The sequence below is a fragment of the Anaerocolumna aminovalerica genome (genome assembly GCF_900115365.1).
Lineage (GTDB): Bacteria > Bacillota > Clostridia > Lachnospirales > Lachnospiraceae > Anaerocolumna > Anaerocolumna aminovalerica.
On record NZ_FOWD01000048.1, the window covers coordinates 14238 to 29214 of the forward strand.

General features: G+C 36.9%; 17 protein-coding genes. 8 read left to right on the forward strand and 9 right to left on the reverse strand.

All coding sequences use genetic code 11. The features are described 5' to 3' along the window. Positions 1-33: 33 nt before the first annotated feature. Positions 34-471, reverse strand: coding sequence for a GNAT family N-acetyltransferase (locus BM183_RS18220; protein ID WP_091688663.1), 438 nt, complete (start codon positions 469-471; stop codon positions 34-36). Positions 472-810: 339 nt separating this feature from the next. On the opposite strand from BM183_RS18220, the gene BM183_RS18225 reads away from it, so the two are divergent. Continuing rightward, the gene (locus tag BM183_RS18225; RefSeq protein ID WP_091688665.1) at positions 811-1923 is read left to right on the forward strand and encodes an Ldh family oxidoreductase; all 1113 of its coding nucleotides are present in this window, start codon (positions 811-813) and stop codon (positions 1921-1923) included. Positions 1924-2037: 114 nt separating this feature from the next. Then, positions 2038-3210, forward strand: coding sequence for an NAD(P)-dependent malic enzyme (locus tag BM183_RS18230; RefSeq protein WP_091688667.1), 1173 nt, complete (start codon positions 2038-2040; stop codon positions 3208-3210). 57 nt (positions 3211-3267) lie between these two features. Here BM183_RS18230 and BM183_RS18235 read toward each other — a convergent pair whose 3' ends face one another. The 4 genes from BM183_RS18235 to BM183_RS18250 all read right to left on the reverse strand — a co-directional run bounded on the left by BM183_RS18235 (position 3268) and on the right by BM183_RS18250 (position 6313). Beyond that, positions 3268-3999 carry a class I SAM-dependent methyltransferase gene (locus BM183_RS18235; protein ID WP_091688669.1) on the reverse strand — a complete coding sequence of 244 codons (732 nt, stop codon included), beginning with the start codon at positions 3997-3999 and terminating at the stop codon, positions 3268-3270. Positions 4000-4237: 238 nt separating this feature from the next. Next, the gene (locus tag BM183_RS18240) at positions 4238-4855 is read right to left on the reverse strand and encodes a manganese catalase family protein (RefSeq protein WP_091688673.1); all 618 of its coding nucleotides are present in this window, start codon (positions 4853-4855) and stop codon (positions 4238-4240) included. Then, positions 4856-5317, reverse strand: coding sequence for a spore coat protein CotJB (locus BM183_RS21155; protein ID WP_091688675.1), 462 nt, complete (start codon positions 5315-5317; stop codon positions 4856-4858). It abuts the gene before it with no gap. Between the two features lie 321 nt (positions 5318-5638). Further along, entirely contained in the window at positions 5639-6313 is a 675-nt protein-coding gene (locus tag BM183_RS18250) for an HAD family hydrolase (protein WP_242961047.1), read from the reverse strand. A gap of 374 nt (positions 6314-6687) precedes the next feature. Here BM183_RS18250 and BM183_RS18255 point away from each other — a divergent pair, with 374 nt between their 5' ends. Further along, positions 6688-8097 (forward strand): PQQ-dependent sugar dehydrogenase, encoded by a 1410-nt coding sequence (locus BM183_RS18255; protein ID WP_091688679.1) that lies wholly within the window; start codon positions 6688-6690, stop codon positions 8095-8097. 97 nt (positions 8098-8194) lie between these two features. Here BM183_RS18255 and BM183_RS18260 read toward each other — a convergent pair whose 3' ends face one another. Together BM183_RS18260 and BM183_RS18265 are read right to left on the reverse strand one after the other, a co-directional pair. Further along, positions 8195-8740, reverse strand: a complete 546-nt coding sequence (locus BM183_RS18260; RefSeq protein WP_091688681.1) for a ferritin family protein — start codon at positions 8738-8740, stop codon at positions 8195-8197. A gap of 79 nt (positions 8741-8819) precedes the next feature. Continuing rightward, positions 8820-9674 carry a helix-turn-helix domain-containing protein gene (locus BM183_RS18265; RefSeq protein WP_091688684.1) on the reverse strand — a complete coding sequence of 285 codons (855 nt, stop codon included), beginning with the start codon at positions 9672-9674 and terminating at the stop codon, positions 8820-8822. A 125-nt stretch (positions 9675-9799) separates the two neighbouring features. On the opposite strand from BM183_RS18265, the gene BM183_RS18270 reads away from it, so the two are divergent. Together BM183_RS18270 and BM183_RS18275 are read left to right on the forward strand one after the other, a co-directional pair. After that, positions 9800-10948, forward strand: a complete 1149-nt coding sequence (locus BM183_RS18270) for an epoxide hydrolase family protein (protein WP_091688686.1) — start codon at positions 9800-9802, stop codon at positions 10946-10948. A 199-nt stretch (positions 10949-11147) separates the two neighbouring features. Next, the gene (locus BM183_RS18275; protein WP_170848076.1) at positions 11148-12413 is read left to right on the forward strand and encodes an aminotransferase class V-fold PLP-dependent enzyme; all 1266 of its coding nucleotides are present in this window, start codon (positions 11148-11150) and stop codon (positions 12411-12413) included. A gap of 163 nt (positions 12414-12576) precedes the next feature. On the opposite strand, the gene BM183_RS18280 is transcribed toward BM183_RS18275, so the two are convergent. Both BM183_RS18280 and BM183_RS18285 read right to left on the reverse strand, forming a co-directional pair. Continuing rightward, positions 12577-13281, reverse strand: coding sequence for a L,D-transpeptidase family protein (locus tag BM183_RS18280; protein ID WP_091688690.1), 705 nt, complete (start codon positions 13279-13281; stop codon positions 12577-12579). A 181-nt stretch (positions 13282-13462) separates the two neighbouring features. After that, a complete protein-coding gene (locus BM183_RS18285) occupies positions 13463-14008 on the reverse strand; it encodes a GNAT family N-acetyltransferase (protein WP_091688692.1) in 546 nt (181 codons plus the stop codon). 170 nt (positions 14009-14178) lie between these two features. Here BM183_RS18285 and BM183_RS18290 point away from each other — a divergent pair, with 170 nt between their 5' ends. The 3 genes from BM183_RS18290 to BM183_RS18300 form a co-directional block, all read left to right on the forward strand. Then, entirely contained in the window at positions 14179-14370 is a 192-nt protein-coding gene (locus BM183_RS18290; RefSeq protein ID WP_091688694.1) for an alpha/beta-type small acid-soluble spore protein, read from the forward strand. A 43-nt stretch (positions 14371-14413) separates the two neighbouring features. Then, on the forward strand, positions 14414-14596 hold the full coding sequence (locus BM183_RS18295) for a hypothetical protein (protein WP_091688696.1): 183 nt from the start codon (positions 14414-14416) through the stop codon (positions 14594-14596). A gap of 118 nt (positions 14597-14714) precedes the next feature. Further along, positions 14715-14977: transposase (locus BM183_RS18300; RefSeq protein ID WP_170848077.1), on the forward strand; the 263-nt coding region annotated here is incomplete at its 3' end.

Consider the following 14977-nt stretch of genomic DNA (forward strand, 5'->3'; position numbering starts at 1 on the left):
TAAAAGAACCGCTTGTCCTGTGTAGACTGTACTTTATCTAAGCTTCATCTTTAAAATAGGGAATGGACGGCATTGTTCATCAAATTCTGTTCGCTGAAATACTTCAAAACCAAAGCGTTTATAGAAATCCACTGCATGAGGATTTTGCTCATTTACGTCAACATATAACACTTCATACTCATGAATCGCTTTTGTAATAAGACTCTTCCCTATACCTTTACCAATACAAGCTGGGTCAAGAAATAACATTTCTACTTTTCTTTGAGCTATCCCCATAAAGCCTATGGGGTTGTAATTCTCATATACAACAATTAGATTTTCAATTTCCTTAATCCCTGTTTCTACGAAAGAACGAAGTTCAATAATATCCTTTTCAGTTAGAAAAGTATGAGTAGCTTTTACTGAAGATTCCCAAACCTTGGTTAATTCACTGATTAAACTTTCAGTTCTATTAGGGTTTTCGACTATCATCTCACAGTCACCTCCATGTCTTTGATTATATACGAATATGTATGTATTTTTCAATAATTTTAGATAATACAATAAACCATTTATCTATCCAGCTAATTATGATGTGTTCGATATACTTTTATTTAAATTGTTCTCTTGTTAAAGGATAGCCGAAATCATCTTCGATTGCAAATTAGGGATATTCACCACATATAATATTATAAATTCAATTGACTTTTAGTAAATTTTAGGATACAATATAAATACAAACAGAAGCTCGGTGAATGAGAGAAAAGCGACTGCCATTACTTGGTGTCGCTTTTTTTCTGTTTAATTTTAAAAATTTATAGGAGGTATGGTATGAAAACAAAATCTAACATTGTTGATTGGAGTACTATTACAAGCTTTGTAGTGGATGCATTCAAAGGATATGGTATTCCTGAAGAAGACGCAATAATCTGCGCAGATGTTTTGCTTGAGTCAGACAAACGGGGAATTGAATCTCATGGTGTAAACCGCTTTAAGCCAATTTATTTAGACCGTATTAAAGCAGGTATCCAGAATCCGGTTACGAACTTTGAAATCATAAAGGAGACTCCTACAACAGCAGTTGTGGATGGGCACGACGGCATGGGGCAGGTAATCGGTGTGAAATCTATGAATATGGCCATAGAGAAAGCGAAAAAATACGGAATGGGCATGGTCGTTGCACGTAATTCTACCCATTACGGTATTGCAGGTTACTATGCTACTATGGCTTCCCAAGCAGGCTGTATTGGAATTACCGGCACCAATGCCAGACCTTCTATTGCGCCAACATTTGGTGTAGAAAACATGCTGGGTACAAATCCTCTTACTTTTGGTATGCCTACCGATGAAGAATTTCCCTTTGTACTGGATTGTGCTACCTCAATAACACAACGGGGCCGTATTGAATATTATTCCCGTGTAGGTAAACCTACGCCAGCCGGTATGGTTATTGGACGTGACGGGCAAGCCAAAACAGACTCAGACCAGATTTTATCCGATCTAAATACAGGTAATGCAGCACTGGCTCCTCTTGGTGGAATCGGTGAAGAGCTGGCAGGTTACAAAGGATACGGTTATGCTACGGTAGTTGAAATTCTCTCTGCCGCATTACAGCAAGGTAATTTCCTTCGGGCATTAACCGGCATCGGAGAAAACGGAGAAAAGGTTCCTTTCCACCTTGGACATTTCTTCATTGCAATTGATACGGAAGCTTTTATGGGACTTGAAGCTTTTAAAAAGACCTGTGGCGATATTCTTCGTGAGCTTCGCAGTTCAACCAAAGCCCCCGGTGAAGACCATATTTATACAGCCGGTGAAAAAGAATATCTGGTATGGCAACAGCGGAAAGACAGCGGAGTACCAATTAATGAAGCTGTGCAAAAAGAGCTGATTATAATACGGGATGAATTAGGTTTGACTCAATATCAATTTCCATTTGAATAAAAGATGTAATATGAAAAATTAAGATTGTTTTATTAGTAAATTGTAAAATAATTCGTTTAATAAATATTGTGTTGACTCATAAATTTGCAATGTTTTGACAGAATGGAGGTTATTATGGATATAAGAGAACAATCATTGAAAGAGCATTATAAATGGAAGGGTAAAATTGAAGTTGTATCCCGTGTGCAAGTCAATAACCGGGAAGACCTTTCTCTTGCCTATACCCCCGGTGTAGCAGAACCCTGCCTGGAAATTCAGAAAGATTATTATAAATCTTTTGAGCTGACCCGCCGGAGCAATCTTGTAGCAGTGATTACTGACGGAACAGCGGTATTGGGACTGGGTGATATCGGTCCTGAAGCCGGCATGCCTGTAATGGAGGGAAAATGTGCACTTTTTAAGGAATTTGCAGATGTAGATGCATTTCCTCTTTGTTTACGCACAAAAGATGTAGATGAACTGGTTCGGACAATCTACTTAATATCCGGCAGTTTCGGCGGTATCAATCTGGAGGATATTTCTGCTCCCCGTTGTTTTGAAGTAGAACAAAAGCTGAAAGAACTTTGTGATATTCCTGTATTCCATGATGATCAGCATGGTACTGCAATTGTGGTTGCAGCTGCATTGATCAATGCCCTGAAGATGGTGCAAAAAGATATGGATACCATTAAAGTTGTAATCAATGGGGCAGGTTCTGCAGGCATTGCAATTGCGAAACACCTGTTGAATTTAGGATTAAAAAATCTTACCCTGGTTGACCGCTTCGGTATTATCTGTGACGGTATGAAGGAATTAAATTCAGCTCAGGCCGACCTTGCAAAATTAACAAATCTCACTCACCAGCATGGCACCCTGGCAGATGCCTTAAAAGATGCAGATGCTTTTATTGGAGTATCAGCACCGGGTGTGGTAACAACAGATATGATAAAATCCATGGCTTCCCAGGCCATTATTTTTGCAATGGCAAATCCAACCCCGGAAATAATGCCGGATATTGCAAAAGCAGCAGGCGCATATGTTGTTGGAACCGGGCGTTCAGATTTTCCAAATCAAATTAATAATGTACTTGCATTCCCTGGTATTTTCCGAGGAGCTCTGGATTGCCGTGCCACTACTATCAATGAGGAAATGAAAGTAGCAGCTTCTTATGCAATAGCTAATCTTGTATCAGAAGAAGAATTAACAACAGATTATATTCTTCCCAATGCCTTTGATAAACGCATTGGAAAAGCTGTAGCCAAGTCTGTTTCTGATGCAGCACATGCAACTGGTGTAGCCAGAATATAAGAAAACCAAAGGCATCAGGATTTTTATCCCGATGCCTTTGGAACTTTACATTACAAGCTATTTTTTCTTTGCTGAGATAATCAGCATCATGGGCCTGCGAAGCTCATCCGCCATTCCTTCCACAGTTTGAAGCAATTGGGCTGATGGCTGAGGTTCCACAACACCGGTTATTTCAAAGCCTCCCTGTATTAAACCATTCAAATAAGTAGTAAGTGTTTTATGATATTTCATTACTTTTTCACCAAGGAAAACGGCATGTCTCTTGCCTTCAAAAAAGTAATTGTCTATGGGGAAATGAAGAATATTTCCCTTTTCATCGTAATACCAATCTTGGCTACCGTAAGCTGTAAAAACCGGATGTTCCACAGAAAAAACAAAATCTCCGCCATGTACAAGACAGCTGGTCACTTTCTCAATAATCTGTTCAAAGGATTCAATATAGTGAAAAGCAAGTGAACTGATAACTGTATCAAATGAGTTCTCACGAAAAGAGATATCTTCTATTGGCATATGGATATAGCAAATATTGTTGTCTGTCTTATCTTTTGCTGCATTGAGCATTTTTTCAGAAATATCAACTCCTGTAACAGCTTTTGCACCATGTTCCAGGGCATATTGACAATGCCAGCCAAATCCACAGCCTAAATCCAGCACCCGTTTATCCTTAAAATCAGGTAACATTGATTCAAGGGTCTTCCATTCGCCAGCACCGGCAAGTCCTTTTGTGGAACGCTCCATCATACTATATTTTTCAAAAAATATTTTATCATCATATTTATTCTGTTTCATTTCTTACCTCTCCCATACAAACTGTTTTTATCTAATATTTTGTATGGGTATCTGCAATCTTTTGTCCTATAATCATTTATATCACTTCCTTCCAAAATTAATTATATCATGGTCAATGATCAGATGTCATCTAAAACCATTTAAAGAAATGGAAACCCTAACTAAGGAAAAAATACCCATGAAGCCGAAAGGATTTTATGTTTCGGAACTTCATGGGTATAAGTCATGAAAAATAATGCTATAATTTATTCTGGAACATTTGCTTATCAAATTCCGGATTAAAATAGTAGAAATTCCGGCTATCCAGCTTCTCTTTTGTCTTCTCCAATGCTTCTCCGAACCTTTGGAAGTGTACGATTTCTCTGGCACGTAAAAATTTTAGAGGTTCCTGGATTTCGGGATCCGGAATCATACGAAGCAGATTATCGTATACGGTTCTTGCTTTTTGCTCTGCTGCAAGATTTTCTGTTAGATCGGTGATAGCATCTCCTTTAGATTGAAATTCAAGTGAAGTAAATGGTACAGATGATGCTGCTTGAGGCCAAAGGGCTGTGGTATGATCAATATAATATGCATCAAAACCTGCTTCCTTTGCCTGCTCTATAGTGACATTTTTTGTTAGCTGATACACCATAGCACAGATGATTTCCATATGAGCCAGTTCTTCCGTACCAATATCTGTAAGAAGCCCGCCTACTTCTTTCACAGGCATAGTATAACGCTGGGACAAATACCTCATGGATGCAGATAATTCTCCGTCCGGGCCACCATATTGGCTTATAATAAGCTGTGCTGTCTTAGGGCAGCACTTTGTTATTTTCACCGGGTATTGAAGCCTTTTTTCATAGACCCACATTTATATGCACGCTCCTTCCCAGGGCATAGGCCCTTCCTGCCAACAAAAAGCTGTCTCGTTATCATTTATGCAGTAAGGAATACATAGCCTGCTCAATGGGTAATAATTCTGAGCAAACTGCTTTCTAAGTTCCGCATATTCTTTCGAAATCTCATGATACAGCTGGATTCCCTGTGTATCATTTTCATGAGTATCCAGATAGAGTGTCAGATCATCCAGATAAAAGCCAAGCTGAGTAATCCTTGTCATCAGACCTTCTCGCTCAATTTGTATATTTGATTTTCCCTGATTTCCTGCCTCTGGTGCAATGGGATTCTTGCTTCCCGTAACAGCTTCGGCTGCAAAAAAAGGCTTATTCAAATCGTGAAAAATAGTACCAATGTTCAGTGCTTCTTCTTGATTGTATAATCCTCCCCATTGCTGAATTGGAATATTTGCAATAGCCAAATTATTTTCAGTCATAAAAAGCTCCTTTCCTGCAAATACTATCTGTAATCTTGTAATATATAATTACATGAATAGTATCCGCAAAAAAAGGAGTTTTTACTTTGGTAATCAATGTATTAACAATCAGACAATGTGTATGAACCTGATGATCTCATATCTTAATTTTAAAGTTTATTACTTGGTTTACTTTTGATACACCCATACGTCTTAATCAAATAATGTATACAATTTTCATTTTCGAATGCTTTAAAACACATTTTTGCTCTCGATTAATTCTTCTCTTCTACAAGCAATGATAAGCAAGAGAGTTCATACTTTATAAAAACAATAGATATTTTATTCCATGTATCTTAATAATTCATCAAAACTATCAATACGATAATCTGCATATAGTTTGATTTTTTCAATTTTATCTAATGTTTTATGCTCTAAATATTCGGTAAATACTGTTTTCATTCCTGCTCTTTTTGCACCATACAGTTCATCCGAGCCACCATCTCCAATAAAAATACTCTCTGTTGGCATAACTCCCAGCATATCCATCGTTAATTTATAAATTTCTGGTTCTGGTTTCAGTATACCAACATTGCATGAAAATATCGCTACGTCAAAAAACTCTGATAAAGGAGATTTGTCCCAATGTTTTGAATCAATTATATCGGCATTACTAATAAGACCAATCTTAAAACCCTTATCACGCACCTTTCTAAGAGTATCAAGAATTTTATCATCAATTGTTAATAATGCCCTTTTCATTCTTTCTTCACGCCTTTGAAGTATTTTTTGTTTCTGACTCTCATTCAAGTCATATGGCATAATGTCAACAATTCTATCTATTATCTCTTTTTCTGTTCTTATCTTTCCAAGCGCTCTTTCAGAATATAGAATATTATCTTCGGCATATTTCTCCCATTCCTCGCAGGATATGCCCACAACATCATATTCATTTATATCTGAATATTCCGGATAAATTAATGTAAAAAACAAATCAAAAAATACTGCTTTTATCATCTTCTCCCCCTGCATATTAGATTATATAGTCCCATTATGCTCACATTGTTCTTCCACTATTTATAAGACTGTATAACCTAATTACCATCTATGGTTATACTGCCACTCCATCCATTTTAGAAGTGAAATTATTCAAGTTCCTGTCTAATCATATCATACATAATGGGACGTTTCAACGGGCTTAAAAATATAAAAAGATGACGGACGAACTTGTATTTCCTTGATGTAAGATATATTTAGTTACAACATTCATCAAATAACTATATTATGATAATTGTTTATTTTACATATTATCTCTCGTCTCAATTTGGTACTAATATAATAATTCTAAACATATTTTATAAAAAGATAAAACAAAAAATGAGGTTAAGACATTGATAAAAGTTAATTTACGGCCATTAGTAGGTAATATTAATTTACCCACAATTTTGAAAACAACAATACTTCCAGGGGACTCAACAGAAAGATTATTTATAGCGACTCAGGTTGGAGAGATTTTTTACATAGGAAACGGAGTGATAGAGACTTTTTTAGATATCCGTCCGCGAATCTTGGAACTAGGAACTTCTGCTGGTGGGTATGATGAACGTGGATTGCTGGGACTAGCGTTTCATCCTGAATTTTATTATAATGGCCTGTTTTATCTTCATTATTCAGTTGCCGGAACACAAGGTCCAGGCGCTTTTCCTGAACCTTTTAAGCCTAACCCTTGTGACCCTTCAACCTTAAATCTAAAGTGGACAAATAGAGAAACTCAATATAATCATATTGATACAGTTGAAGAATGGATTTTACAATCCAATGCTCAACCTCAAAAACGTCGTACATTACTTAATTTAAGAAGACCATTTTTAAATCATAATGGTGTCAATAGCTTAAATTTTTCACCTGAAACAGGAAAGCTTATTTTAACCACCGGAGATGGCGGAGCTGGCTACGATCCATTCAATCTAAGCCAGGATGATATGGAAATCGCCGGTAAAATAATTGAAATTGATGTAGGTATAAATACATTCAATGATGATCCACCTGTTGTTACACGCTTTGATGAACTTCCCGTAACTTTTCAGGAAACACTTACGGTTATTGCAAAAGGAGTCCGAAATATACCAGGGATTTCTTTTCAAAGATATTACAATGGTTATATCAAATATGTAGGGAATGTGGGGCAGGATCTGGTGGAGTCGATTTTTTCATTTGTTGATTATAGACCTATACCGGTAACAGATCTTATTCAATCTTCATTAATGAGAACTGAACTTGCTCTGGAAGGATTTATTAATTTGGGTTGGCGAGGATGGGAAGGTGCTTTTCCTACTTCAATAATAGATTTCTGCTCTGCAGATCCGACTATGAGTGAGAAAATAAATGCTTATTACGATGAAGCAATAAATACTTCAGTAAAGCGTCTTTTACCTCTAACCAGTTATTTTCATAAAGATCCACGACCCGATAAATTTGGAGCAACTGCACTTACAGGAGTCCATCCATATATGGGAAATGAGATCCCAGACTTAACGGGAAGTGTTGTTTTTACTGACCTGGCTCGGAATGAAGGATCTCCGCCGCCTGTTAGAGGAGTTTTAGCTTATACAAAGTTTAATACAGATTGTAAACTCCAGGATTTCGACGTTATCGAAATCGATTATGATTTTGGTTCTAATTCGGCTTTTTTTGTTAGTTTAGGAACGAATCTGGATCAAACCAGGCTATATTTAGGGGTCTATGGATCTATGAAAGTAGCGGATCATAATCAAGGTACTATTTTTGAAATTGTTCCGTAATATATAATTATAAGATTTTAAATAAAAATAATAAAAAACAGGCCGAATAATGCAGTTTTTCAGCCTGTTTTTGTCTTGATAGTTTATGTTTGTAATTCTAGCCTCTACAACCATTTTTAGCATAAAGATAATTGTAGAGGATTCCATGTCTGATCTCGTCAGTTATTATTTCAGTCATCATATTGATATGCACGCGATGCTGCATAGCATAGAGGATCTTACGGTATCTTTGAACGGCATTCTGCTCACCTAGCAGAGCACGGGCCAGTCCGTCGCAATAACTTTCAGGCGGAACGAATTGCTCACCGGTAACCTCCTGGGGCATCATACCGGTTAAATCAAGGTATAATTGATTAAACAATTCATAGTGACCAATTTCATTGTCACGAATGCCGGAAATTATCTGTCGATCTTCATCTGAAGGAGCATGCTCTAATAGCCAAGAATAAAACATCCTGTCCTCGGTTTCACCTGAAAGTGCATGCTGGATCAAATCAAGTGCACCTTGAAAATTTTGTGGATATGTGAATATATCAGTAGTTTGTGTCTGCTGTACTGTAGCAGACGTGTCCATTATGGACGTAAATGGAGTTGTTTGATCGTAAGTATAGCGGCCATAACTGCCGTATTCATTATAATACATTGTACATCTCCTAAAAAGTTACTTTCAATATTATATGAAACCCACATAGACATGTGCTTATACTAAACAGAAATATACTCTATAAAGATAAGGCATGTTCACGGGAAATGATCCGGTATGATGTAGGAGATATACCTCTTTTAGCTGTAAATTGTTTTATGAAGTAAGTGTCATATTCAAATCCAGTGGAACGTGCAATTTCATCCAAACTCATGTCTGTATGAATAAGAAGATCCCCTGCGACTTGCAGCCGATACAACTGTAAATAACCCATGGCTGTACAGCCCCATCTTTCTTTAAACATCTTATTTAGAGAAACACGGTTTATGTGTGCAGAATGAGTTAAGTCATCCAAATTAATTTTATTTGAATAGTTTGTATAAATATATTCTAAAGCTAAATCAACAGGTGATTGTTCAACCTGGCGGTTCATATTCTCAAGTAGACCCAGTATTTGTATGAGGTATTTCTTTATTCTACATACCCAAAGTGCATCACTTTGGGCGAACACTTCTGTTCCAAGCACAAAAAACCACTCAAATAATTGTGGATATGCTTTAACAGTTACAAGGCATACCCCAGTATGTGTATTATCCCTGTTAAAAAGTGAAAGACCGGTTTGTATTCTCAGTTTAGTTGAAACGTTGTCCTGTTTTTCAGTTAATCGGGTACTATTTAAAAATTCCGTATGAAAACTAAAGGATTGCGCTGAAACACTGTCCTTGTCTAATATCTCTAAGGTATCATCTTTAGATAAACATAGAATACCTGGAGCAGATATTTTTATAAGTCGATCATTCAATATTCCTGTAATACTTCCATCTGTAACAAAAACAATTGTAAAACGCTCCTTATCAGGAATGTCTTGAAAGTTCTCTACAGTAACAAAATCAATATCTACAGTTCGGTTTTTATGACGGTCAAATTGAGGCATGGCAGTCTCCTTTCTTTGCAGATAGTATAGTTGAAAATTTCATTTATATCATTGTATCATATTTTTAAAATGTTACACTTTTAATATAAAATATTCTATTACTAATCAAAGAAAGAAGGAGTAATATGTCTGTAGAAAGTTTTCATATCCAAGTATCCAATGAAATACTTGATGATCTAAAATATAGGCTGGAGCATGTCCGCTGGCCAGATCAATTAGAAAAGGCTGGGTGGGTACGAGGCACTGATATAGATTATTTACAATCTCTCGTTTCCTATTGGCGGGACGAATTTGATTGGCGGGTACAAGAAGCCAAACTGAACCGCTTTTCTCAATTTCACTGTAATATTGATGGAATAGATGTGCACTTCATTCACCAGCGGGGTAATGGACCTGGTCCTTTACCAATTATCCTTACTCATGGATGGCCTGATAGCTATATACGTTACCAAAAGATTATCCCTCTTCTTACTGATCCGGCTCGTTACGGTGGTGATCCAGAGGACTCTTTCGATGTAATCGTTCCTTCACTACCTGGATTTGGCTTCTCCAGTCATTCTAAACTTGCTGGCATGAACAATTTTCATGTTTCTGAACTCTGGGCCAAATTAATGACTGAAGAACTTGGCTATAAAAAATTCGCTGCCGCAGGTGGTGATATTGGATCCGGTGTTACGAGATACTTGGCATTGAACCATCCAGAGCTTCTATTGGGAATTCACCTGACCGATATGGGTATAATCAAGGATCTGGTATATTCACAAGATCAGGCAGATTTTTCAGAAGAAGAACTTCGATATAAAAGAAAAGCTCAGGAATGGCTTTCCCATGAAGGAGCCTATATGTCACTTCAATCCACAAAACCTCAGACTCTTGCCTACGGACTTTCTGATTCACCTGTAGGTTTGGCTGGTTGGATCATTGAAAAATTCCGTGCATGGAGTGATTGTAATGGCAACCTTCGGCAAAGCTTTGCGGAGGATGAATTGCTTACGAATGTAATGATCTATTGGGTTACAAATACTATAGGCCCATCAACGCATATGTATTATGAGAACTCCCATTCCCTTCCATCAATGGGTTCCATAGAGGTACCCACAGGTATTGCACTTTTCCCTGCCGATATATTGCTGCCACCTAAAAAGTGGGCCTTACGCAATCTGAATATAACCAGCTGGACTTCAATGCCTCGCGGGGGACATTTTACAGCAATGGAAGAACCCGAACTTCTAGCCGACGATATTCGCACTTTCTATAGGCCTTTTAGAATATAAAACTATTACTTTTTAATTGTAAAAGAGGCTAATTCATCCTTTACTTTAACCATACAAAAGGCATCAGGGTTTATTCCTGATGCCTTTTTGTTTTCTGTTATTCCACTTGAATCTGTAGGAACTTTAATTACCACCGGGTGTCATTTCGTACATAAGAAGCATATTATAACACAGTATGTATCAAAGGAGATCACTCTTTATGATGTCCAACCTGCGGAACTTATTTTTTGGAACCGACACACCCATAAACACCCACTATGGCCTTACAAGCAGGGTGTATTTAAATAATGCCGCCACTCCTTTGGTGGCTGAACCAGCCATTCAGGAGTTATGTGAAGTTCTTCCTATTTATTCATATGGTAATGAACTCAATGCTTTATCAGCTCAATTAACATTAAAATATAACCAGGTCAGAGACATAGTAATGGACTTTATCGGTGCTGACCCCTCTCTGGATACTGTTATCTACACCTCTAACACCACCTCAGCCATTAACATTCTCAGCCAGGTTTATTATGAACACGACCCGGATCAGATTATCTTGACCACCAGGATGGAGCATATGGCCAATTACCTGCCTTTCCGGGAAAAGATGAAGACTTTGGCTGTTGGCATTACGCCGGAAGGTAACGTGGATATGAACGACTATGCCGCCAAATTGGAACAATACAGCGGGCAGATTAAGCTGGTGGCTGTAACGGGAGCATCCAACATAACAGGTCTGATTCCACCTTTTTATGAAATGGCTGCACTGGCCCATAGTTATGGAGCCAAGATATTCGTTGACGCAGTACAGCTTGTACAGCACAAGAGCTTTACCATGAAATCTCATAAGGATGCCTCCCACATTGATTTTGTATCCTTTGACGGTCATAAGTTTTACACAGGGCAGTCCGGCGGCGTTCTGGTGGGGGACAGAGAATTTTTAGATCAATATAGACCGCTGATGTTCGGAGCCGGTATTACTGAATTTGTTAGCAGTTCAAAAATCATATATAAGGGTTCTCCGGAAAGGTATGAAGCTGGATACCCCGACTTCCTTGGCATCATCTCCTGGGGTGCGGCAATACGATTTCTGGATGGCATTGGCATGGAGAATGTTGAAGAATGGGAACGAGGGCTATACCGTCACCTTATAAGACGCCTTAGTGAAATTCCAAATCTGATTTTGTATAGCGACGTTTATAACAATACACGAGTCCCCTTTGTGGCATTCAATCTTAAGAATATGTTATACCGGACTCTTGCATATAAGCTTGGATATGGTTACGGTATTGATATAGCATCGGGTACAAGTGGAGCTAATCTATATGTTCAGGATCTGCTTGGACTTACGGATCAGCAGGCGTATTCTCTCTATCGGAGCGGTGAAGGTTACGGTATTGTCAGAGCTTCAATCGGACTGTTTAATAATTATGAAGATGTGGACCGCCTGGCTGATGCATTGATATGCATATCATCATAACCTTGCCTAAACTTTTACCCTTTTCCCTTCCAAAGTCATGATATATTGTGGTCAAATCGTCTTGTTCATTCTTTTGACTACAATATATCATCATTATTTATCAAACATACCTTAATTTAAAAATATGCCATTTGCTGTTATTTTCTTAATCAGGATGTAAGGATCATTCAAATTCACTTAAGCCCATAGCCTCATAGTCCTCACGTGTAATAGTATTTTTAACTTTAAGGTTATTATCTGCCTGAAACCTGTGAACGGCATTTTTTAGTTCTTCCCCGTATATTCCGGAGGCTTTTCCCTCAAAATAGCGCAGTTCTTTAAGTCTTTCCTGGACAGCTAATACATCGGCCCCCCTGTCCCCAGGTTTTAATTTTCTAAACCCTGTTCCAAATGGACCATAAGGTCCATTATTTATTATAACTTTAGTACCTAATGGGACAATATTATATAATTCTTTTATATCCTTGTTGTACATTCTAATACACCCGTGACTGGCAGCACTTCCAATGGAATCCTCTCTTGTTGTTCCATGTATCCCATAGTTGCCCCATGGCACATCCAATCCCATCCAATGCCCCCCAAAACCTTTACCCCATTTTCCCTTATCTTTTATTTTCCATGTACCGATAGGCGAAGGCGTATTTTGCATACCGGAGGCAATTGGGTATTTCTCTATGAGCTGGCTGTCTTCAAATAAATACAACTTTTTCTCATCAATCTCAATTAAAATAGTATATTCAGGCTGATTATTTAAAGTATATTTAATATCTCGAACCCTCTTTATCAAAATGCTGCAGCCCAAAGTAATTATTAAAATATATATAAGTAGTATACAATATAAAACTCTCTTTTTTATAATTAAAATCATTGCAACTCACCTCTAGAAATATATATGCTAAAAACAAATGCAGTATAATCATTATAGAGATTATGTTTATTTATTATGGCCACTGGCAATTCAACAAAGCTTGTTAAGAGGTGATGGCGTCACAATATATTGACTGGTAACATGGCGGTGGGGATAATTTATTATCTCTCAACCTGATTCTTTAAAGGGATTTCCATTCTTCTGCTAATATTGCATATATACAGTCATCATACCATTGGTTGTCCATCCTGAAGCTTTTAATAAAGTGAGCTTCTTTTCTAAATCCGATCTTTTCAAGAAGCTTTATTGATTTTAAGTTGTCTGGATCAACTGATGCTGAAATTCTATGTTTCTTCAATTCAGTAAAGGCATAATTAATTACGGCTTTCACTGCTTCTGCAGCATACCCATTACCTTGATATTCAGGAGAAAGTGTATAGCCAATTTCAATCTGATAATCATCTTCGGTAAAATGAATTCCAATATCTCCAATCAGTTGCCCTTCCTTCAAGCATACAGCTAATTGCAACCATGTATTTCTTGTATTAGGACATACAGAACTATTTTCATTGATGAACTCTTCAATTTCATCAATATCTTTTGGCCTCCATGCTTGATACTGATAAATTTCAGGCATGGACCGATAATGGAAAAAATCATTTTTATCTTTCATTTCAAGTGTTCTAATTAACAATCTATCTGTTTCTATAAAATAAAATTTGCTCATTTATATTATTCCTTTCTAAATATTTACATTGATTTATTATCTATTACTCTCTGAAAAATGCATTTTCATAATTATCTTTTAACTAATATTTGCATGAGTATCTTCTGAATATTTTTGTGAAAAAGCAAAATAATATACTATATCTTATAAAATAATTGGGGGTAGTTTATATGTCAAAGAGAAATTTAATTCCAGAAGCACAGGCCGCTCTTAATCAACTTAAGTATGAAATTGCTGATGAAATCGGCTTACCTATAAAAAACAATGATTTTAGTGAAGTAACTTCTTATCAATATGGCTATATGGTTAAAAAAATGATTGATGAACAAAAAAAGCAAATGATAGAAAAACAACAGCAGTAGCCAAATAACATTATAGTAAAAATATATTTCGAAGAGGGTTAATATGAAAAAATATACTAGTGGTGCTGAAATACCGGTAGGACTTGGGTTAGCACTTGAACAATATAATGCAATGGATTATTTTTTCTCCTTGTCTGCGGAAAAACAACAGCAGATTATTGATCATACTCATACCATACGATCCAAAAATGAAATGCATGATTTTGTTCAATCAATAGTTGAATGAAACTGTTAGTTGCAGCAGTATTTTAGCATGCAATTCCTTTAATTTGGGAGTATCCCAAAGTTTGTGTAAACCTTCAAACTGATGTAAAATAAAATTACTCAGTTGGAAGGTTTATTTTATGGCGAAAAGAAGAAGGAACGAGTCTCCCGAAAGACAGGCTCTACGTGAAATGGTTAATGGATACCTGAAAGAAAATCCTGTTAAAAATGGAACAAATGTCAATGCTCTCATGAGAGAAATGATGTATGTTATCCTGGAGGGAAGTCTGGACGGAGAAATGGATGAGGAATTAGGTTACTCAAAGTATGATTTTCGAAACAAAGAAACAGATAATAGCAGAAATGGTTATAACACAAAAACATTACATACCAGCTATGGAGA

Excerpts from the sequence above, each read along its gene's own strand:
- BM183_RS18220 (WP_091688663.1), bottom strand. The coding sequence starts at position 471 with ATGATAGTCGAAAACCCTAATAGAACTGAAAGTTTAATCAGTGAATTA.
- BM183_RS18225 (WP_091688665.1), top strand. The coding sequence starts at position 811 with ATGAAAACAAAATCTAACATTGTTGATTGGAGTACTATTACAAGCTTT.
- BM183_RS18230 (WP_091688667.1), top strand. The coding sequence starts at position 2,038 with ATGGATATAAGAGAACAATCATTGAAAGAGCATTATAAATGGAAGGGT.
- BM183_RS18235 (WP_091688669.1), bottom strand. The coding sequence starts at position 3,999 with ATGAAACAGAATAAATATGATGATAAAATATTTTTTGAAAAATATAGT.
- BM183_RS18240 (WP_091688673.1), bottom strand. The coding sequence starts at position 4,855 with ATGTGGGTCTATGAAAAAAGGCTTCAATACCCGGTGAAAATAACAAAG.
- BM183_RS21155 (WP_091688675.1), bottom strand. The coding sequence starts at position 5,317 with ATGACTGAAAATAATTTGGCTATTGCAAATATTCCAATTCAGCAATGG.
- BM183_RS18250 (WP_242961047.1), bottom strand. The coding sequence starts at position 6,313 with ATGATAAAAGCAGTATTTTTTGATTTGTTTTTTACATTAATTTATCCG.
- BM183_RS18260 (WP_091688681.1), bottom strand. The coding sequence starts at position 8,740 with ATGTATTATAATGAATACGGCAGTTATGGCCGCTATACTTACGATCAA.
- BM183_RS18265 (WP_091688684.1), bottom strand. The coding sequence starts at position 9,674 with ATGCCTCAATTTGACCGTCATAAAAACCGAACTGTAGATATTGATTTT.
- BM183_RS18270 (WP_091688686.1), top strand. The coding sequence starts at position 9,800 with ATGTCTGTAGAAAGTTTTCATATCCAAGTATCCAATGAAATACTTGAT.
- BM183_RS18275 (WP_170848076.1), top strand. The coding sequence starts at position 11,148 with ATGATGTCCAACCTGCGGAACTTATTTTTTGGAACCGACACACCCATA.
- BM183_RS18280 (WP_091688690.1), bottom strand. The coding sequence starts at position 13,281 with ATGATTTTAATTATAAAAAAGAGAGTTTTATATTGTATACTACTTATA.
- BM183_RS18285 (WP_091688692.1), bottom strand. The coding sequence starts at position 14,008 with ATGAGCAAATTTTATTTTATAGAAACAGATAGATTGTTAATTAGAACA.
- BM183_RS18290 (WP_091688694.1), top strand. The coding sequence starts at position 14,179 with ATGTCAAAGAGAAATTTAATTCCAGAAGCACAGGCCGCTCTTAATCAA.
- BM183_RS18295 (WP_091688696.1), top strand. The coding sequence starts at position 14,414 with ATGAAAAAATATACTAGTGGTGCTGAAATACCGGTAGGACTTGGGTTA.